A 20,186-nucleotide genomic window follows, 5' to 3' on the forward strand; every position below is an offset into this window, starting at 1 on the left:
CACAATTTTATGAAGAAAATTAACAGTCTAAAATCTAATAATTCTCCTGATTTCGAGAAACTTGCACTTGAAATATTTCAATTTCAGGCAAAACACAATTTGGTTTATAAAGAATTTATAGATTTATTACATATAAATCCGAATAAAATTTTCAAAATAACAGAAATTCCTTTTTTACCTATTGAATTTTTTAAATCAAGAAAAATTGTTTCTACTAATGCTGTTGTTCAACAAACATTTTTAAGCAGTGGCACAACAGGAAGTTCACAAAGTAAACATTTTGTTGCCGATCTCTCTTTATACGAAGAAAGCTTTTCAAAAGGATTTGAATATTTTTATGGAAATATTGAAAATTATACAGTTTTAGCTTTATTACCGGCATATTTAGAGCGCGAAGGCTCCTCTTTAATTTACATGGTAGATGATTTTATAAAAAAATCTAAAAAACCAAAAAGTGGATTTTATCTGGATAATTTAGAAGAATTAGCCAAAAATTTAAAAGAATTAGATAAAAAAGGTGAAAAAGTACTACTTATTGGTGTTTCTTTTGCTTTGCTAGATTTAGTTGAAACCTATAAGTTTCAGCTAAAAAACACCATAATAATGGAAACTGGCGGAATGAAGGGCAGAAGAAAAGAATTAATTAGAGAGGAATTACACCAAATTTTAAAAGATGGTTTTGATGTAGAAGAAATACATTCTGAATACGGCATGACGGAGTTATTAAGCCAAGCCTACTCCAAAGGAAATGGTGTTTTTGAATGTCCCCCCTGGATGAAGGTTTTAACGCGCGACACTGAAGATGCATTAACTATTTTAACTGAAGGAAAATCTGGCGGAATTAATGTTATTGATTTAGCGAACCAAAATTCGTGCTCCTTTATTGCAACACAAGATTTGGGAAAAACCAATAATAAAGGAACTTTCGAAGTGTTAGGCCGTTTTGATAATTCCGATATTAGAGGTTGTAATTTATTGTTGATGAAGTAAAAAAGTATTAGATGATTAACAGTTTCAATTTAAAAATAATAAAATTTTATACACTTTTCTTTATCTCCATTATAAGTTATTCGCAAAATGATACCTTACCTTTTAGAGTTGATTCTTTTTTTGATTTTAGCAAACCGGAAACATTAGGGTTGCCAGTTGCCAAAAATAAAGAAACAATTACTATTTTTTCTCCTCATAAAAATTCTAATAAATATAACCATGGTGTTGTGGTATTTCCGTTTAAAGATATGCTTTATGCACAATGGCAAAGTTCATCAATAGATGAGGACGGGTCCGATACACAAGTTTTTTATGCACGAAGTATGAATGGAAAAGATTGGAGTAAGCCTATTGCTTTAACATCGAAATGTGAAAATGGAATTAAAACAAATGGTGGTTGGTGGAGTGATGAAGAAACTTTAGTTGCTTATATATGCATATGGCCGAATACTGATAAAAATATTAAAGAAGGTTATACAGAATATATAACTTCAATAAATGGAATAGATTGGACTTTTCCTAAAAGTGTTTTAAATAAAGATAAACAACCAGTTCTTGGAATTATTGAACAAGATATTCATAAATTACCAAATGGTAGAATTATTACAGCTTTTCATATGCAACCAGGCTTAACAGTAACGCCTTATTTTACTGATGATCCATTAGGTCTTTTGGGGTGGACTGCTGGGTTAATGAAGAATTTACCTTCAAAAAGGAACATGAGTAGAGAGCTAGAACCTAGTTGGTTTTATAGAAAAAAAGACAATGGAATAGTCATGATTTTTAGAGATCAGGAAAGCACTTTTAAAAAATTAGCATCGGTAAGTGTTGACAATGGAAATACTTGGACTACTCCACAAATTATTGATACACCAGATTCTAGAGCCAAACAAAGTGCTGGAAATTTACCAAATGGCATAGCATTTATGGTTAGTAATCCATCGGGAAATAAAAATAGATTTCCTTTAGTAATTACTTTGAGTAAGGATGGTTTTGTTTTTGATACATCATATTTATTAAGGAGTGGATCAGAAAGTGATCTACAACCAATGCGATATAATGGCAAGTACAAAAGAATAGGTTACAGTTATCCTAAAAGTGTTATTTGGAATGAATACCTTTATGTTTCCTACGCCACAAATAAGGAAGATGTTGAATTAACTAGAATTCCTATTAGCAGTTTAGAATATTAAACATTGAAAAACTATTTTATATGGCAAAAAAAAAACTGCAAATTAAGCAGCCTTTTTTATCTTTATTGTTATTTTTAGTGAAGATTTAAATTAAATAACTTTCAATAAAAAATAACTTTTTTTACCGCGCTGTAATAACACAAATTTATCGGCAATTAAATCAGAAATTGTAATTACAAAATCATCTTTCACCTTTTCTTTATTTACAGAAATTGAGTTTTCACTTAAAGCTCTTCTCACTTCTCCGTTAGATTTTAAAAAGCTTGTTTCAGAAAAAGCAGGCACTATTTCTAATCCATTTTCAATAACAGAACGCTCAATATCGGCTTGAGGAACTCCATCAAAAACATCTAAAAATGTTTGTTCATTTAAACTTTTTAAATCTTCAGCGGTTGAGTTTCCAAATAAAATATTGGATGCTTTTATAGCGTTTTCATACGCTTCAACACCATGGGTCATTTTGGTTACTTCTTCTCCAATTTTCTTTTGAAGAATGCGTAAATGTGGTGCTTGTTTGTGTTCTGCAATTAAAGCTTCAATAGTTTCTTTATCTAAAAAAGTAAATATTTTTATATAGCTTTCCGCATCTTCATCCGATGAGTTTAACCAATATTGGTAAAATTTATACGGTGAAGTTCTGTTAGCGTCTAACCAAACATTTCCACCAGCAGTTTTTCCAAATTTAGTTCCGTCTGCTTTTGTGATTAATTTACAAGTTAACGCGTATGCTTTTCCTTGTGCTTTTCTTCTCACTAATTCAGTTCCAGTGGTAATATTTCCCCATTGATCTGAACCTCCCATTTGAAGTACACAATTTTTTTCCTTAAATAAATGGTAAAAATCGTATCCTTGAAATAATTGATATGTAAATTCAGTAAAACTCATTCCAGCTTGCGAATCGGCATCTAAACGTTTTTTAACTGAATCTTTTGCCATCATATAATTTACAGTTATATGTTTACCTACATCGCGCACAAAATCAATTAATGAAATATCTTTCATCCAATCGTAATTGTTTACTAATTCGGCAGCATTTTCAGATGTGCTATCAAAATCTAAGAAACGAGCTAATTGACCTTTAACTCCAGCAACGTTTTTGTTTAAAGTTTCCTCATCTAACAAATTACGCTCATCTGATTTTCCTGAAGGATCACCAACCATACCAGTTGCACCACCAACCAAAGCAATTGGATTATGTCCTGCTTTTTGAAAGTGCATTAAAATAATAATAGGTACTAAACTTCCAATATGCAATGAATCGGCAGTTGGATCAAATCCTATATAACCAGTAGTTTTATTTTTTAATAAATATTCTTCAGTTTCGGGCATTATATCGTGTAACATGCCTCTCCAACGTAGTTCTTCAACAAAATTCATTATCAAAATTTTTAATTTAGGCAAAGATAAAATTTTACTTCTAGTTAACTATTCAAAACAAGTAGTTTTTTGTAAGTTTAATGTACATATAAACCAACATTTTTGTTATTTTCGTTTTATGATATTAGTTACTGGAGGAACAGGTTTAGTTGGCGCACATTTATTGTATCATCTTTCATTAGAAAATGATGTAATTAAAGCTATTCATAGAAAAAAAAGCGACTTAAATGCTGTAAAAAACGTTTTTAGTTTTTATTCTGAAGATTTTGAACAGTTGTACGCAAAAATTAATTGGGTTGAAGCCGATATAACAGATATTTGTCAATTAGAAGTTGCTTTTGAAAATGTAACAGAAGTGTATCATTCAGCTGCGTTAGTATCTTTTAATCCTGCTGATTATAAAGCAATGCGAAAAATTAATATTGAAGGAACTTCTAATATTGTTAACTTTTGTATTGATTATACTATTAAAAAACTCTGTTTTGTTAGTTCTATAGCTACTATTGAAAAATCTTTAGGAAAAAAACTGATAACTGAAGAAAACGAATGGAATATTGAAAAAAATAATTACGGATACGCCATTACAAAATATGGTGCCGAAATGGAAGTTTGGAGAGCTTCACAAGAAAATGTAGATGTTGTAATTGTAAATCCAGGAGTTATTTTGGGTGCTGGGTTTTGGAACAATGGTTCTGGCGCTATGTTTTCTAAAATAAATAAAGGAATGCCTTTTTATTCTGAAGGAATTACGGGTTTTGTTTCAGTAACAGATGTGGTAAAAACAATGATGCTTTTAATGAAAAGTACTATTAAAAATGAACGCTTTATTTTAGTTTCTGAAAATATAAGTTTTAAAACCGTTTTTAATGAAATTGCAACAAATTTAAATAAAAAATTACCTTCTATAAAAGTTACAAAATTACTAAGTGAAATTGCTTGGAGATTAGATTGGTTTAAAGCAATTATAACAAAAAAACAACCAATACTCACAAGACAATCAGCCAAATCTATGCATAATAAACATCATTATTCATCAGAAAAAGTAAGAAAAGCACTTAATTTTCAGTTTAAACCTATTATAGAAACTATAGAGGAAATTTGTATTTTATTTAAAAAATAAATTGAAGAATTATTTCACAAAAGCATCAACTTCTTGATCCCTTAATACATTTTTAAAATTTGATAATGAATCTTTGGTTCTTCGTTCTTTCTCGTATTGATTTAACATATCGCTTAATCGAGTTTCTACCTTTCTAATAATTTGATTATATTCATCAACTTTTGTAGAATAATAATAGTTACTTTCTTTAAATTGAACGCTATCAATATTGTATTTTTCAAATACTAATGGGTAATAATTTACTTTTCTTTTTAACTGCAGGTTTTTAACATTTTCAGCTCCTGAAGCCACCAATAAGTCCGTTAACAAATCAACCATTTGATTTTCCGGAATTAAATTGTCTGGCTTTTTAATAATTGTATTACTAGTACAATTCATTAAAAAAATACTTAAAAATAATATGCTTAAAAATTTATTCATTTGTTCTATTAAACTTCAATCGTTTCCCTTTAAATGTATCATTAATTATACCATTTTTATACACTAAATTTCCATTTACAAAGGTGTGTGTAATTTTTGAATAAAAAGTATCTCCTTCAAATGGAGACCAGCCACATTTGTATAAAATGTTAGATTTATTAACTGTCCAAGGTGAAGCTATATCAACCAACACCAAATCGGCATAATATCCTTTTTTAATGAATCCTCTTTTTTCAATTTTGAAAATTATTGCAGGGTTATGACACATTTTCTCCACAATTTTTTCTATAGAAATTAACCCTTGCTTATACGCTTTTAAAATTACTGGTAAGGCGTGTTGTACTAAAGGACCTCCACTTGGCGCTTTTGTATAGCTTTGTTGTTTTTCTTCCAGCGTGTGTGGTGCGTGATCTGTGGCAATTACATCAATCTTATCATCAATTAAGGCTTTCCATAAACCTTCTTTATCTTTTTTTGTTTTTACCGCCGGATTCCATTTAATGAGCGTTCCTTTTGTTTTATAATCTTCTTCATCAAAACACAAATGATGCACACAAACCTCAGCCGTAATTTGTTTTTTTGCTAAAGATGTTTTATTTGAAAATAACGCTGTTTCTTTCTCTGTTGATAAATGAAAAACATGCAAACGAGCGCCTGTTTTCTTTGCTAATTTTATAGCTTTTGAAGACGACAAATAACAAGCTTCTTCACTTCTTATTTTGTGATGCAATTCAATAGGAATATCTTCTCCGTATTTTTGTAAATACGTTTCTAAATTCTTTTTAATAGTTGCTTCATCTTCACAATGAACAGCTATTAACATTTTTGTTGAAGAAAATATTTTTTCTAAAACTTCTTCATTATCCACCAACATATTTCCTGTTGAAGAACCTAAAAATAGTTTTATTCCAGCAACATTAGCTGGATCTGTTTTTAATAATTCTTCTAAATTATCATTAGTTCCGCCAAACATAAACGAATAATTTGCAGCAGAAGAGTTTGCTGCTATCTCAAATTTTTCTTCTAATAATGCTTGTGTTGTAGCCTGTGGAACAGTATTTGGCATTTCTATAAACGACGTAATTCCACCAGCAACAGCAGCTTTACTTTCCGACTCTATAGTAGCTTTATGGGTTAAACCAGGTTCACGAAAATGAACTTGATCGTCAATAACTCCTGGAAATAAATATTTTCCTTCAGCATCTATTACAGTGGTATTTGAAGATTTTAAACTAATAGATGTATCAATATCAACAATATATTCGCCGTCAATTAATACATCTCCTTCAAATATCTTTCCCTCATTAACAATTTGAGCGTTTTTTATAAGTGTTAAACTCATGTTTTTTTCTTTATGATTGCAATCCTTTTAGTTTCATTTTAATTACACCAAAAATAGCTTCTGAAATTATTGATGAGCTCATTTTTGATGTTCCTCTTTTTCTGTCTGTAAAGATAATAGAAACTTCTTTGTGTTTAAATTTTCTTTTCCAAGCATTAAACTTCATCTCAATTTGAAATGCGTAACCTACAAATTCAATATTATCTAGGTTAATACTTTCTAATACTTTTCTATGATAACAAACAAAACCAGCTGTAGTATCATAAATTGGAATCCTAGTAATTATTCTAACGTATTTTGAAGCAAAATATGATAAAAACAAACGTTTAAAATCCCACTGAACCACATTTATTTTATTATTAACATATCTAGATCCAATTGAATAATCTGCACCATCCACTGCACAAGCATTATAAAGTTTAATTAAATCTGATGGATTGTGCGAAAAATCTGCATCCATTTCCATAATATATTCATATCCTTTAGCAAGCGCCCATTTAAATCCGTGAATGTAGGCGGTTCCCAAACCATTTTTTTCTTTTCTTACTTCAATAAACAAGTTTGAAAATTCTGATTGTAATTGAGAAACAATTTCAGCTGTTCCGTCTGGCGAACTGTCATCAACAATTAAAATGTCAAAATTATTCTCTTGAGAAAAAACAGCTCTAATAATGGCTTCAATATTTTCTTTTTCGTTGTATGTTGGTATTATTACAAGTGTTTTTGACATATAGCAAAATTATGGGCAAAGATAAAACAATTTATTGCTAATTTTGCCTCTAAACTTTAACTTAAGTTCATGTTTGAAGCAAAAGAAATAATTTCACAAAATAACGATTGGATTACTCTAGTTTTCCTGGTGATTTTATTTCTGTTAACAATTAACAAATTATTGTTTAATGATAGAATTCTACATAGTAGTACTTTATTTCTTCAAAAAAGATTTTTATTAATTTATTTTAATAAAGAAAAAAGCATCATTTTTAATCTCTTTCAAATAACATTTTTTTTAATTAAAGTTTTAGTAATATCTTTAATTACATATCATGTAAATTATTTTTTTAAAATAAATACAAGTATTTATGGAGCTAAAGGATATGGCGTGATACTTATTTGTATTGTTTCCTACTTTTTAATACACTACTTAATTGGTATATTTTTAGCAGAAATTTTAAGTTTTCAAAAAACATTTAGAAAAATAGTTTACGACAAAATAAATTATTTTAATAACTTAATCTTATGGGTATTGCCTTTTTTAATTATTTACTCATATACAGACAGTTTTAAAGTGTTATTTTTCAATATTCTACTCTTCCTTTCATTACTATTACTGGTTTTACGATACAGTTTGCTATTGTACAATAATAAAAACCTAATTTTTAATAACATATTTTATTTTATTTTGTACCTTTGCGCACTTGAAATAGCACCTTTTGTGATTATTTTAAAACTAACCATTTAAAGACAAAATTGAAGTTTATGAAAGTGAAAACAATTTTGGTTTCCCAACCAGCTCCAAAAGCCGAAAACTCACCTTATTCAGATTTAATAGAAAAGCAAAAAGTTAAAATTGACTTCCGCCCATTTATACATGTAGAAGGTGTTCAGGCTAAAGAGGTAAGAGCTCAAAAAATTGATTTAAAAAACTATACCGCAATTATTTTAACTAGCAGAAACGCAGTAGATCACTTCTTTAGAATTGCTGAAGAAATGAGATTTGTTGTGCCAGATTCTATGAAGTATTTTTGTGAATCAGAAGCTGTTGCGTATTACCTTCAAAAGTATGTTGTTTATAGAAAACGAAAAATCTATGTTGGTGAAAAAACCTTTGTTGATTTAGCAAAAATTATAAAAAAGTATAAGGATGAAAAATTCTTATTACCATCATCAGACAAGTTAAAAGATATTGTTCCTGAAATATTAAACGACTTGGGTGTAAAATGGGATAGAGGTATTTTTTATAAAACTGTAACGAGTGACTTATCTGACTTAACAGATGTTTTTTACGATATTTTGGTGTTCTTTTCACCATCAGGAATTGATTCGTTATTTAAAAATTTCCCGGAATTTCAACAAAATAACACAAGAATTGCTGCATTTGGAGATTCAACAATTAAAGCTGCTACAGATGCGGGTTTAAAAATTAATATTCCTGCGCCAACTCCAGAAACGCCTTCTATGACAATGGCATTAGAAAAATACATTACGGAAGTAAATAAAAAATAAGTTTTATTAAATATTATAAAAAACCCGAGTTATACTCGGTTTTTTTTATGCAAATAAGTTTGCATAAATATCATCAACCTTTGCCACTTTAACTATTTTAATAGATGTAAAAGATTTGCTTATTTTATTAAATTTTGAAATAAATATTTTATGAAATCCTAATTTTTCAGCTTCTAAAATTCGTTGTTCAACCCTATTTACAGGTCTTATTTCTCCAGCTAAACCAATTTCAGCAGCAAAACAAAAATCTTGCGGAATAGCGTCATCTTCATTTGACGATAAAATAGCAGAAATTACAGCTAAATCAATTGCAGGATCGTCCACTTTTATACCTCCGGCAATGTTTAAAAACACATCTTTTGCGCCTAATCTAAACCCTGCACGTTTTTCCAACACAGCTAGTAACATGTTTAATCTTTTAGTATCATACCCTGTTGCTGATCGTTGTGGTGTTCCGTAAACAGCTGTACTAACTAGTGCCTGAACTTCAATCATTAAAGGCCTCATTCCTTCTAAAGTTGCAGCAATAGCAGTACCGCTTAAATCGCCTTCTTTTTGAGATATTAATATTTCTGAAGGATTTTCAACTTCCCGCAAACCAATACTTTGCATTTCATAAATTCCTAATTCTGCAGTGGAGCCGAAACGATTTTTATTGGCTCTTAATATTCTGTACGTATGATTTCTGTCGCCTTCAAATTGCAAAACCACATCCACCATATGCTCTAAAATTTTTGGACCAGCAATGGCTCCATCTTTAGTTATATGGCCAATTAAAAGCACAGGTGTTGCTGTTTCTTTAGCAAATTTTATAAACTCAGCAGTAGTTTCTCTAATTTGAGATATAGAACCAGGAGATGCTTCAATATATTCGGTATGTAATGTTTGAATAGAATCAATAACTACAACATCTGGCTGCACTTCTTCAATAGCTCTAAAAATATTTTGAGTATTTGTTTCGGTTAAAATTAAACAATTAGTGTTTTTACTTTGAAGACGTTCCGCTCTCATTTTAATTTGAGATTGACTTTCTTCTCCCGAAACGTACAAAACTCTTTTTGGAATACCCAAGGCAATTTGCAATAGTAATGTAGATTTCCCAATGCCGGGTTCACCACCCAAAAGTGTCATAGACCCTTTCACCAAACCACCGCCTAAAACCCTGTTTAATTCGTTATTTAAGGTAGAAATTCTATCTTCTTTATCAAACGGAATTTCGTTAATTTTTAACGCCTTATTTGTTTTTTTAGTGGTAGGTGTTTGCTTCCAATTGCGCTTTTCTTCCTTTTGAATTACTTCTTCAACAATGGTATTCCATTCGTGACAAGAATTACATTGCCCTAACCATTTTGCATATTGGGTACCACAGTTTTGACAAAAAAAGGTTGTTTTTGCTTTAGCCATTTTTAAGTTTTATTGAAAAAAGTAAATATAGTAAGAAAAGAAGAATTACTTCTTATACTTATTGTAAATTGGAATTAGTAAAAATGAAAGTCCACCAAATAAAATAACCATTATTGTTTGTGCAGTCCACATTATCCAACCAAAAGCACGTGCTGGATTATCATCAACTTTATACAAAATAAGTGCACTTGCAACAAAAATTGGATAAGAGCCCAAACCTCCATTGGTTAATGCCATACTTAATCCGCCAACTACAAAACCAACAATTATTGCCGCAAAAGGTAAATTAGTTGTTTCTGGCAAAGCAAAAGTTACTACGTAAAACATTAACAAATACATTACCCAAATAAAGAGTGTATGAAAAAGGAATTTCCACTTTTTTTTCATTGAAAAAATACTTTTCACACCATCTAACAGACCGTTAATAAATTCTATTAATTTATGAATTATGGGGTTTGATGATTTTTGAAGTAATTTAAATGTTGCAAATCCAATGATTGGTAACACAACAAAAATGATAATTTTTGAATAAAAACTGCTTTGACCATCATCTTTAAATATGTAGCTACTTACTAAATCTGTTTGCAAATAAAATGCAATTCCCATTATTATTAACAACATAATTACATCTGTAACTCGCTCGGCTACAATAGTTCCAAAAGCTTTTTCAAAAGGAATGTTTTCATATTTTTTAATACTTGCCGCTCTTGCAAACTCACCAGATCTTGGCACAAATAGGTTTAATAAATAAGCCATTAAAACGGTCATAACACTATTGGCAAGTCTTGGTTTGTAACCTAAAGGTTCTAGTAAAAATTGCCACCTATAAGCTCTGGAAACATGACTAAGAACACCACAAAATAAAGATAATACTACCCACCAATAATTGGCAGTTTTAAAAGATGTTTCAATAGAAAAGATATCACTTGGGGAAAGTCGAGACCACGAGTACCAAATTAAAAATACTCCCAAGGCTATTGGGAGTATTATAAAAATTATCTTTTTAAAATTTAATTTCAAATTAAGTTAAGGTATTATCATTTTCATTTGGAAAAATAAGCGTTGGCTTAAAAGATTTTGCTTCTTCAAAATCCATAACTCCGTATGAAATAATAATAACAATATCTCCTTTAGCAACTTTACGAGCTGCAGGACCATTTAAGGTTATCTCACCACTTTTTCTAGGACCAGGAATTGCATATGTTTCAAGGCGCTCACCATTGTTAATATTTACAATTTGAACTTTTTCTCCTTGAATAATATTTGAAGCATCCATTAAATCCTCATCAATGGTTATACTGCCAATATATTGCAAATCGGCTCCAGTAACCTTTACTCTATGAATTTTTGATTTTACTACTTGTATTTGCATGGTGCAAAAATAATAATTTTGTGTTAATATGTTAGTTTTTATAGACTTATATTATCAATAAGTCTAATATTTCCAGCAAAAACGGCTATAAAAGCTCTATATTTTTGCGTTTTATTTTTAGTTTTTATAGGTAAAAGTGTTTCTTCATCGGCCATTTCAAAATATTCTAATTCTAAAAGTGGCTGCTTTTTAAATTCATTTTCAACCCATTGCATAACTTCTAATGCATTTTTTGTGCCAAATTCAATTTTGGCTTGTTTTAATGTTTTAAAAATAAACGGAGCAATATTTCTGTGCTCTTTTGTCAGCCTTGCATTTCTTGAGCTCATTGCTAAACCATCTTCTTCTCTAAAAATATCACAAGGAACAATTTTTACGTGAAGTTGGTTTTTTACAACCATTTTTTTAATTATTTGTAATTGCTGAAAATCCTTTTCTCCAAAATAAGCTTTAGTAGGAGTTACAATTTCAAATAATCTTTTTACAATAGTACCAACACCATCAAAATGTCCTAGTCTAAATTTCCCCTCCATTTGATGTTCTAAGCCGTCAAAATTAAAAGATGCAGATTTTATATTATTTGAATAAATTTCTTCCGCAGTTGGCGTAAAAACTAAATCGCAAAAAACCGATTTTAATAACGATAAATCTGCATCAATTGTTTTTGGGTAATTTACCAAATCTTCTTCTCTATCAAATTGAGTAGGATTCACAAAAATACTAACAACTACAAGGTCGTTTTCTTTTTTTGCCCTTTCAACTAAAGAAATATGCCCTTGGTGCAACGCTCCCATAGTAGGTACAAAACCAACTGTAGTTCCTTTTGGCAACGATTTTATTTTTTGTTGAATCGATTTTATTTTAGCAAAAACTAACATAAGGTATTTGTTAATAAACGTTAAAAGCGTGCAAACTTACATTTTTCAAGTCAAAATCTACATAAATTTTCGTAATTTTGCATAATCTTTAAAATAAAGAGTTTGATTATGAGAGATAAGAGAGTATTGATTGTTTCTTCAGAAGTTGTACCCTATTTACCTGAGAATGAGTTGTCAACTAGTTCTTTTGAGGCTGCTAAAATGATTCATGATAAAGGCGGGCAAACAAGAATTTTTATGCCTCGCTACGGTTTAATTAATGAAAGAAGGCACCAACTGCATGAAGTTATTCGCTTATCAGGTATGAATCTGGTAATTAATGATATGGATATGCCATTAATTATTAAAGTTGCATCAATTCCGAAAGAAAGAATGCAGGTTTATTTTATTGATAATGACGAGTATTTTAAAAGAAAGGCGCTTTTTACCGATGAAGAAGATAATTTATTTGATGATAATGATGAAAGAGCCATATTTTTTGCAAAAGGAGTTGTAGAAACAGTTAAAAAATTAAACTGGTCACCCGATGTAATCCACGTTCATGGATGGATGGCTTCACTTTTACCTCTGTATATAAAAGAGTATTATAAAGATGACGCTTTGTTTGCTAATAGTAAAATAATAACATCATTATATAATAATGGTTTTGAAGGTGCGTTAAATACTGAATTTGCTAATAAAGTAAAATTTGACAATATTAGCGATTCAAAAGTAGAATCACTTACAAATCCAAATCATTCAAATATTTTAATTAATGCAATTGATAACTCAGATGCAGTAATTAAAGCTAGTTCTAAATTAGCACCTGAAATAATAAGCCATTTAAAAAATTATAAAAACCCTGTCTTAGAATACTTTTCAGCGGACGAATTTGATAGTGCCTACACAAATTTTTATTTAACACAGGTATTATAAATTATAAAAAACAGCATTTTATATATGACAACAAAAGTTGTACAAAAATTTAAAAACTTTGGGCTTTTAGCCCTTTTTGTTTTAAGTATAATTTCTTGTGAAAAAGAAATTGAAAGCATTGGAGTAAACCTTATTGATAATAAAGTTTTTGATAAAGATGTGCTTGTAACAGAAGTTACTTCAGAAAATGTTAATATAGAAAGAGTTCCTTCAAATGGAATTTCGCAATACCTATTAGGCGTTTATTCTGATAATGAATTTGGAACATTAAAAGCATCTATTGCTGCTCAACTATTATTACCATCAACAGGTGAAGCTTATGTAAATGGATATGGAATTAATACCACCATTGATTCTGTATTAGTTAATATTCCTTACCAATCAACTGCAGAAGATGATTATAGCGATGGTAAACCAAAATTTTCTGTTGATTCAGTTTTTGGCAATAGCGAAACAGCTTTTAAATTAAGCGTTTATGAATTAAAAACCTTTTTAAACACCTTAGATCCAAACGACCCAAGTAAAACAGCCGTTTATTATTCTGATAAAGTTTTTCAAAAAGGTGACATTCCTTTGTTTTCAGAAGATTTTAAAGTAAACCCGGATGATACCGTTGCATACATAAAAAGGTATGAATTAGATGGAAAAACTGTGTATAAAACAGATACAATTAAAGAAACCGATAAAAAACCATCTATTAAAATACCACTTAATAAAGCAATAATTAAACAATTATTTGTTGATAATGCTTCAGGGTCAGAATTTAGTACAATCGATAATTTTAACCACTATTTTAGAGGCCTTTATTTTGAAGCAGAAACATCATCAAACAATAATGCCCATTTAGTTTCATTAAGTATGGTAAATGCTAAAATGACCATTTATTATTCTAAAACTGTTGATGAAACTTCAGATCAAGATTTGGATGGAGATGGTACAAAAGGAGAAACTGGTGTTAGAACAAACCATAATTATACATTTTCATTTACATCATTAAAGTCTAATTCTTTAAATAGAGATTATACCAATTCAAAACAAAGTGGTCCTGATAGATTATATGTTCAAGGAGCCGCTGGATCTTTAGCTACAATAGATTTATTTGTTGGGCAAAATTTGAGTGAATTACAAAATAAAAACTGGCTAATAAATGATGCTCGTTTAACTTTTTATGTAGACCAAAATGCATCTAGCAACATTGCTCCTGAAAGGTTAATGATATACAATTACCAAGAAAACACTCAAATTACAGATATGGCCACTGAAGGCTCAGCTGTTGTAGGTGGTCTTCTTGAAAATGATGATGATGGTAAACCTTATAAATATGTTTTTAAAATCACAGACTATATTTCTGAATTATTAAAAGCAGATGAACCTTTAGACCTTGTTAAATTAGGAATAAAAGTATATAACAACCCTACCGATGCAGTTACAAGTGTTACTGACTTAACAATAAAAGAATATAGTTGGACCCCAAAAGGAGTTGTATTATATAACCAAAATGCAAGTTCTGGTGATAAAAGAGTGAAGCTAGAAATTTCATATACTGAATTAAACAAATAAACTATGTGTGGTATAACGGGTTATTTAGGACATCGTGAAGCATATCCAATTGTAATGAATGGATTGCAAAGGTTAGAATACAGAGGTTATGATAGCGCAGGAATTGTTTTAGCTGATGGTAAAAATGTAAAACTTTATAAAACTAAAGGAAAAGTATCATCACTAAGGAAAATTGCCGAAAAAAATGATATTAAAGGAACACTTGGACTTGGTCATACACGATGGGCAACTCACGGAATTCCTAATGATGAAAATTCACATCCACACTTTTCCAATTCAGGCAATATTGCAATTGTACATAATGGTATTATAGAAAACTACGATACTATTAAAAAAGAGTTAATTGCTAGAGGCTACACATTTAAAAGCGATACAGATACCGAAGTTTTAGTTAATTTAATTGAAGAAGTTAAAATTAAAAACAATTGTAAACTCGGGAAAGCAGTTCAAATGGCACTTTCAACAGCTGTTGGTGCTTATGCTATTGCTGTTTTTGATGTAAATGTACCTACCGAAATTATTGTAGCAAGACTAGGAAGCCCAATAGCAATCGGAATTGGAGAAAATAATGAAGAATTTTTTGTAGCGTCAGACGCTTCACCTTTTATTGAATATACAAAAGATGCTATTTATTTAGATGATGAGGAATTAGCAATTATTAAACTAGGTAAAGAAATTAGAATTAGAAAAATTAAAGACGATTCTTTTGTTGAACCCCATATACAACAACTTAAACTTAACTTAGAGCAAATTGAAAAAGGTGGCTATGAACACTTTATGTTGAAAGAAATTCACGAACAACCACATGCCATACAAGATACTTATAGAGGAAGACTATTAGCTAGTAAAGGCATTATTAAAATGGGGAGCGTTGATAATAATATTGGTAAATTTTTAAATGCCAACAGAATTATAATTGTTGCTTGTGGTACTTCTTGGCATGCAGGATTGGTAGCTGAATATTTATTTGAAGATTTAGCAAGAATTCCTGTTGAAGTAGAATATGCATCTGAATTTAGATACAGAAACCCAATAATTAATAAAAATGATGTAGTTATTGCAATTTCTCAATCTGGTGAAACTGCTGATACTTTAGCCGCAATTAAATTAGCAAAATCTCATGGAGCTTTTGTGTTTGGTGTTTGCAATGTAGTTGGATCATCTATCGCAAGAGAAACAGATACAGGAGCTTATACACATGCCGGGCCAGAAATAGGAGTGGCATCAACAAAAGCCTTTACTACACAAATTACTGTGCTAGCTTTAATGGCCTTGAAATTAGGAAACCTTAAAGGCGAAATTTCAAATTCAAGGTTTAATTCTTATTTACAAGAAATGACTTTAATACCTTCAAAAGTTGAGGAGTTATTAAAAATAAATGATGAAATTAAAAAAATTGCAGCTATCTATAAAGATGCTACAAATTGCTTATACTTAGGAAGAGGATACAACTTTCCTGTTGCATTAGAAGGTGCCTTAAAATTAAAAGAAATATCATATATACATGCAGAAGGTTATCCAGCTGCAGAAATGAAACATGGTCCAATAGCATTAATTGATGAACACATGCCTGTAATTGTTATTGCTACTAAAAAAGGACATTATGATAAGATTGTTAGCAACATTCAAGAAATAAAATCTAGAAATGGAAAATTAATAGCAATTGTCACTAAAGGTGATACCATTGTTAAAGAACTTGCAGATCACGTTATTGAAATTCCTGAAACTGTAGAGCCTTTTACTCCATTATTATCAACAATTCCATTACAACTACTTTCATATCATATTGCAGTAATGAGAGGTTGCAACGTAGACCAACCTCGGAATTTAGCAAAATCTGTAACGGTAGAATAAAAAAACACCAAAAAATAAAAAAGGAGGCTTAAAATTGCCTCCTTTTTTATTTTTATTCTCCCATTTTAGCCCAACTATCTCTCAGTGGAACTGTTCTGTTAAAAACTAAATGTTCATTTGTTGTGTCTTTATCAACACAAAAATAGCCTAAACGTTGAAACTGAAATCTATCTAATATTTTTGCAGTTTTTAAACTTGGCTCTACAAAAGCTTTAATAATATTTAATGAATCCGGATTTAAAAATTCTTTAAAATCTTTGTCTTTATAACTGTCAGGAGCCTCGTCCGTAAATAACCGATCATATACTCTTACTTCAGCTTTTTCGGCATGTTTTACTGATACCCAATGTAAAGTGCCTTTTACTTTTCGCTTGCTCTCTTCAGTACCACTTCCGCTTAAAGAATCTTCATCGTAAGTACAATGAATTTCGGTAATATTACCAGCCTCATCTTTCACAACAGATTCAGCTTTAATAATATAAGCATTTTTTAAACGTACTTCACTTCCTAATTTTAATCTGAAAAACTTCTTATTAGCTTCTTCTTTAAAATCTTCTTGTTCAATATAAATTTCGCGAGAAAAAGGGATTGCTCTACTCCCAAAACCATCTTCATAATCATTATAACTGGCATCTAAAAACTCCTCTTTTTCTTCAGGATAATTGGTAATTATCACTTTTATGGGATCTAAAACTGCCATTACTCTTGGCGCCGTTTTATTTAAATGATCTTTAACACAAAATTCCAACAATGCAACATCAGTAACATTATCTCGTTTTGCTATTCCAGCAATTTCGCTAAAGTTTCTAATAGATTCTGGAGAATAACCTCTTCTACGCAAACCAGAAATTGTAGGCATACGCGGATCGTCCCAACCAGTAACTATTTTTTCTTCAACCAATTGCAGTAATTTACGCTTACTCATAACCGTATAACTTAAATTTCTACGGGCAAATTCACGTTGTTTTGGTCGTAATTTATCTGCATCAACAACTTGATCTAAATACCAATCGTATAAATCTCTATGGCTTTTAAATTCTAGTGTACAAATGGAATGCGAAATTTGCTCTAAATAATCAGATTCACCGTGAGTCCAGTCGTACATTGGATAAATACACCAGTTATTTCCAGTTCTATGATGATGTCTTTTTAAAATTCTATACATAATTGGGTCGCGCATATGCATATTGGTATGTTTCATATCAATTTTTGCACGCAACACATGAGATCCTTCTTCAAATTCACCATTTTTCATTTTCAAAAATAGTTCCATATTCTCTTCAACACTTCTATTTCGGTTCGGACTATCAATTCCTGGCTCCGTTGGTGTGCCTTTTTGAGCAGCCATTTGTTCCGAACTTTGATTATCAACATAGGCTTTTCCTTGTTTAATAAATTCCAGTGTCCAATCATATAATTGCTGAAAATAATCTGAAGAATACAATACCTGATCCCACTGAAAACCTAACCATTGCACATCATGCTGTATAGAGTCTACATATTCTTGTTCTTCTTTTGCTGGGTTTGTATCATCAAAACGCAAATTAACTGGCGCATTGTATTTTAAACCCAGGCCAAAATTTAAACAAATTGATGCCGCATGGCCAATGTGTAAATATCCGTTTGGTTCTGGCGGAAATCTAAAACGTAATTTTTCTTTTGGCAAACCATTAGCTAAATCTTCTTCAATAATTTGCTCTAAAAAATTCAGAGATTTTTTTTCTTCACTCATAATTTCAATAATAAGCTACAAAAATATTGATTTTTTTCGGCAAATCAACTAAAAATAAGAAGAGACACAATAGTACCGACTGTTAATTTCAATTTTGGGCATTCCTTTTCAGGTCGGGCTTTCGTTACTCGCTTTTTTAAAGTGCAAAAAAACACTTAAAAAAGAGCTCAAACATGTCACTCAATCCCTAATGCAAAAGCAAAAAACCATTCATTTTTAGTTAAAACAAGTTATCTTTGTATAAATTTCATAAAATGGGAACAATAAAAGTCACAAATATTAGAGTATACGCCTACCACGGATGTTTAATTGAAGAAGGTAAAATTGGTTCAGATTACCGAGTTGACTTAAAAGTAAAAGCAGATTTATCTAAAAGCGCTCGTACGGATAACCTTGAAGACACAGTAGATTATGTGCATTTAAATAAAATAGTAAAACAAGAAATGGCTATTCGCTCTAAGTTATTAGAAGAAGTTGCCAAACGTATTTTAGATAGAATTTTAACAGAAATACCCATTGTTAAAGAAGCTAAAGTAGCAGTTTCAAAATTAAATCCGCCCATTGGTGGAAATGTTGCCATGGTAACCATAGAAATGAGCAAAAAGAGAAGCTAATTTTATACTTTAAAATTTAATTTTTGCAGCAAACAAACAATACTCTAAAAAAAACTTGCCAACTTACTAAAATTACTTAAATTTGCAATCCAATTAAGGCGTCGTGGCCGAGTGGCTAGGCTGGGCTCTGCAAAAGCTCCTACAGCGGTTCGAATCCGCTCGATGCCTCAAAAAAAACCTAAGCATAAGCTTAGGTTTTTTTGATTTCTTTAACATATAGATAGATTTAAAAAAATGTATCTTTGTAATACCCAAAAACTTAACTGAAAACGATATAGTACTGAATATTAGTTAATTTTTTGAATTAATATTTTTAATATAGTATGACAATTTACCCTATAGAAACAGGCAACTTTAAATTAGATGGAGGTGCTATGTTTGGTGTAGTTCCAAAAACCATTTGGCAACGCACAAACCCTGCAGATTCAAATAATTTAATTGATATGAGTATGAGAACCATGCTTATTGAAGATGGAAACAGACTTATTTTAATTGACACAGGAACTGGAAACAAACAATCAGACAAGTTTTTTGGATACTATTACTTTTTTGGAAATTTTTCTTTAGATACTTCATTAGCACAACACGGATTTCATAGAGATGACATTACAGATGTTTTTTTAACGCATTTACATTTCGACCATTGTGGAGGTGCCATTCAATGGAATAAAGATAGAACTGGTTACGAACCCGCTTTTAAAAATGCGAAGTTTTGGAGTAATAAAAATCATTGGCAATGGGCAGTAGAACCAAATATTAGAGAAAAAGCATCTTTTTTAAAAGAAAATATCAATCCAATTGAAGAAAGTGGACAATTAAATTTTGTCAATCTTCCATCCGGAGATTTTGCACAAAATACCGAATTAGGTTTCAATATTTTATTTGCAGACGGGCATACTGAAAAACAAATGATTCCACACATTCAGTATAAAAATAAAACCATTGTTTTTATGGCAGATTTATTGCCAACCGTTGGTCATATTCCGTTAGCGTATGTTATGGGTTATGATACCAGACCATTATTAACAATGGATGAAAAAGCAAAATTTTTAAATAAAGCAGCTGACAATAATTATCTATTGTTTTTAGAACACGATGCTACTAATGAATTGTGCACCGTAAAACAAACCGAAAAAGGAGTACGATTAAACGAAACATATAAATTTAACGAAGTTTTTAATAAATAATA

General features: G+C 30.3%; 19 protein-coding genes and 1 tRNA gene. 11 read left to right on the plus strand and 9 right to left on the minus strand.

Going from position 1 to position 20,186, the window contains the following annotated elements:
- The first annotated feature begins 9 nt into the window (after positions 1 to 9).
- Positions 10 to 990, plus strand: a complete 981-nt coding sequence (locus JEY78_RS06405) for an acyl transferase (RefSeq protein ID WP_291848285.1) — start codon at positions 10 to 12, stop codon at positions 988 to 990.
- Positions 991 to 1,001: 11 nt separating this feature from the next.
- A complete protein-coding gene (locus JEY78_RS06410; protein WP_291848288.1) occupies positions 1,002 to 2,183 on the plus strand; it encodes an exo-alpha-sialidase in 1,182 nt (393 codons plus the stop codon).
- Between the two features lie 90 nt (positions 2,184 to 2,273).
- On the opposite strand, the gene tyrS is transcribed toward JEY78_RS06410, so the two are convergent.
- A complete protein-coding gene (gene tyrS / locus JEY78_RS06415; protein WP_291848585.1) occupies positions 2,274 to 3,566 on the minus strand; it encodes a tyrosine--tRNA ligase in 1,293 nt (430 codons plus the stop codon).
- Positions 3,567 to 3,678: 112 nt separating this feature from the next.
- On the opposite strand from tyrS, the gene JEY78_RS06420 reads away from it, so the two are divergent.
- Positions 3,679 to 4,680: an SDR family oxidoreductase gene (locus tag JEY78_RS06420; protein ID WP_291848291.1), complete on the plus strand. Its 1,002-nt coding sequence runs from the start codon at positions 3,679 to 3,681 to the stop codon at positions 4,678 to 4,680.
- A 9-nt stretch (positions 4,681 to 4,689) separates the two neighbouring features.
- Here the strand turns inward: JEY78_RS06420 and JEY78_RS06425 are convergent, their stop codons facing one another.
- From JEY78_RS06425 to JEY78_RS06435, 3 genes are read right to left on the minus strand one after another with little or no spacing between them, the layout of a single operon-like run.
- Positions 4,690 to 5,058, minus strand: a complete 369-nt coding sequence (locus tag JEY78_RS06425; protein WP_291848294.1) for a DUF4296 domain-containing protein — start codon at positions 5,056 to 5,058, stop codon at positions 4,690 to 4,692.
- A 34-nt stretch (positions 5,059 to 5,092) separates the two neighbouring features.
- A complete protein-coding gene (locus JEY78_RS06430; RefSeq protein ID WP_291848295.1) occupies positions 5,093 to 6,442 on the minus strand; it encodes a dihydroorotase in 1,350 nt (449 codons plus the stop codon).
- A 10-nt stretch (positions 6,443 to 6,452) separates the two neighbouring features.
- Positions 6,453 to 7,172 (minus strand): polyprenol monophosphomannose synthase, encoded by a 720-nt coding sequence (locus tag JEY78_RS06435; protein WP_291848298.1) that lies wholly within the window; start codon positions 7,170 to 7,172, stop codon positions 6,453 to 6,455.
- A gap of 69 nt (positions 7,173 to 7,241) precedes the next feature.
- On the opposite strand from JEY78_RS06435, the gene JEY78_RS15775 reads away from it, so the two are divergent.
- The gene (locus JEY78_RS15775) at positions 7,242 to 7,904 is read left to right on the plus strand and encodes a DUF4271 domain-containing protein (protein WP_367158770.1); all 663 of its coding nucleotides are present in this window, start codon (positions 7,242 to 7,244) and stop codon (positions 7,902 to 7,904) included.
- A 17-nt stretch (positions 7,905 to 7,921) separates the two neighbouring features.
- Positions 7,922 to 8,668 (plus strand): uroporphyrinogen-III synthase, encoded by a 747-nt coding sequence (locus JEY78_RS06440; protein ID WP_291848300.1) that lies wholly within the window; start codon positions 7,922 to 7,924, stop codon positions 8,666 to 8,668.
- A gap of 45 nt (positions 8,669 to 8,713) precedes the next feature.
- Here JEY78_RS06440 and radA read toward each other — a convergent pair whose 3' ends face one another.
- From radA to panC, 4 genes are read right to left on the minus strand one after another with little or no spacing between them, the layout of a single operon-like run.
- A complete protein-coding gene (radA, locus tag JEY78_RS06445; protein ID WP_291848302.1) occupies positions 8,714 to 10,072 on the minus strand; it encodes a DNA repair protein RadA in 1,359 nt (452 codons plus the stop codon).
- Between the two features lie 45 nt (positions 10,073 to 10,117).
- The gene (locus JEY78_RS06450) at positions 10,118 to 11,092 is read right to left on the minus strand and encodes a lysylphosphatidylglycerol synthase transmembrane domain-containing protein (protein WP_291848305.1); all 975 of its coding nucleotides are present in this window, start codon (positions 11,090 to 11,092) and stop codon (positions 10,118 to 10,120) included.
- A 1-nt stretch (position 11,093) separates the two neighbouring features.
- Positions 11,094 to 11,444 carry an aspartate 1-decarboxylase gene (gene panD / locus JEY78_RS06455; protein ID WP_291848308.1) on the minus strand — a complete coding sequence of 117 codons (351 nt, stop codon included), beginning with the start codon at positions 11,442 to 11,444 and terminating at the stop codon, positions 11,094 to 11,096.
- A gap of 38 nt (positions 11,445 to 11,482) precedes the next feature.
- A complete protein-coding gene (gene panC / locus JEY78_RS06460) occupies positions 11,483 to 12,322 on the minus strand; it encodes a pantoate--beta-alanine ligase (RefSeq protein WP_291848311.1) in 840 nt (279 codons plus the stop codon).
- A gap of 108 nt (positions 12,323 to 12,430) precedes the next feature.
- Between panC and JEY78_RS06465 the strand changes: the two genes are divergently transcribed.
- Genes JEY78_RS06465 through glmS form a run of 3 tightly spaced genes read left to right on the plus strand, consistent with a single transcriptional unit; the run spans position 12,431 to position 16,651 of the window.
- Entirely contained in the window at positions 12,431 to 13,237 is an 807-nt protein-coding gene (locus JEY78_RS06465) for a glycogen/starch synthase (protein WP_291848313.1), read from the plus strand.
- A gap of 24 nt (positions 13,238 to 13,261) precedes the next feature.
- On the plus strand, positions 13,262 to 14,797 hold the full coding sequence (locus JEY78_RS06470) for a DUF4270 domain-containing protein (protein ID WP_291848316.1): 1,536 nt from the start codon (positions 13,262 to 13,264) through the stop codon (positions 14,795 to 14,797).
- A gap of 3 nt (positions 14,798 to 14,800) precedes the next feature.
- Positions 14,801 to 16,651, plus strand: a complete 1,851-nt coding sequence (glmS, locus tag JEY78_RS06475; protein WP_291848319.1) for a glutamine--fructose-6-phosphate transaminase (isomerizing) — start codon at positions 14,801 to 14,803, stop codon at positions 16,649 to 16,651.
- 52 nt (positions 16,652 to 16,703) lie between these two features.
- Here the strand turns inward: glmS and JEY78_RS06480 are convergent, their stop codons facing one another.
- The gene (locus tag JEY78_RS06480; RefSeq protein WP_291848321.1) at positions 16,704 to 18,383 is read right to left on the minus strand and encodes a glutamine--tRNA ligase/YqeY domain fusion protein; all 1,680 of its coding nucleotides are present in this window, start codon (positions 18,381 to 18,383) and stop codon (positions 16,704 to 16,706) included.
- Between the two features lie 254 nt (positions 18,384 to 18,637).
- Here JEY78_RS06480 and folB point away from each other — a divergent pair, with 254 nt between their 5' ends.
- The 3 genes from folB to JEY78_RS06495 all read left to right on the plus strand — a co-directional run bounded on the left by folB (position 18,638) and on the right by JEY78_RS06495 (position 20,184).
- Entirely contained in the window at positions 18,638 to 18,997 is a 360-nt protein-coding gene (gene folB / locus JEY78_RS06485; RefSeq protein ID WP_291848324.1) for a dihydroneopterin aldolase, read from the plus strand.
- A gap of 97 nt (positions 18,998 to 19,094) precedes the next feature.
- Positions 19,095 to 19,165 (plus strand) — tRNA-Cys (locus JEY78_RS06490).
- 155 nt (positions 19,166 to 19,320) lie between these two features.
- The gene (locus JEY78_RS06495) at positions 19,321 to 20,184 is read left to right on the plus strand and encodes an MBL fold metallo-hydrolase (RefSeq protein ID WP_291848326.1); all 864 of its coding nucleotides are present in this window, start codon (positions 19,321 to 19,323) and stop codon (positions 20,182 to 20,184) included.
- Positions 20,185 to 20,186 lie beyond the last annotated feature (2 nt).

The sequence above is a fragment of the Lutibacter sp. genome, from assembly GCF_016342705.1.
GTDB lineage: Bacteria > Bacteroidota > Bacteroidia > Flavobacteriales > Flavobacteriaceae > Lutibacter.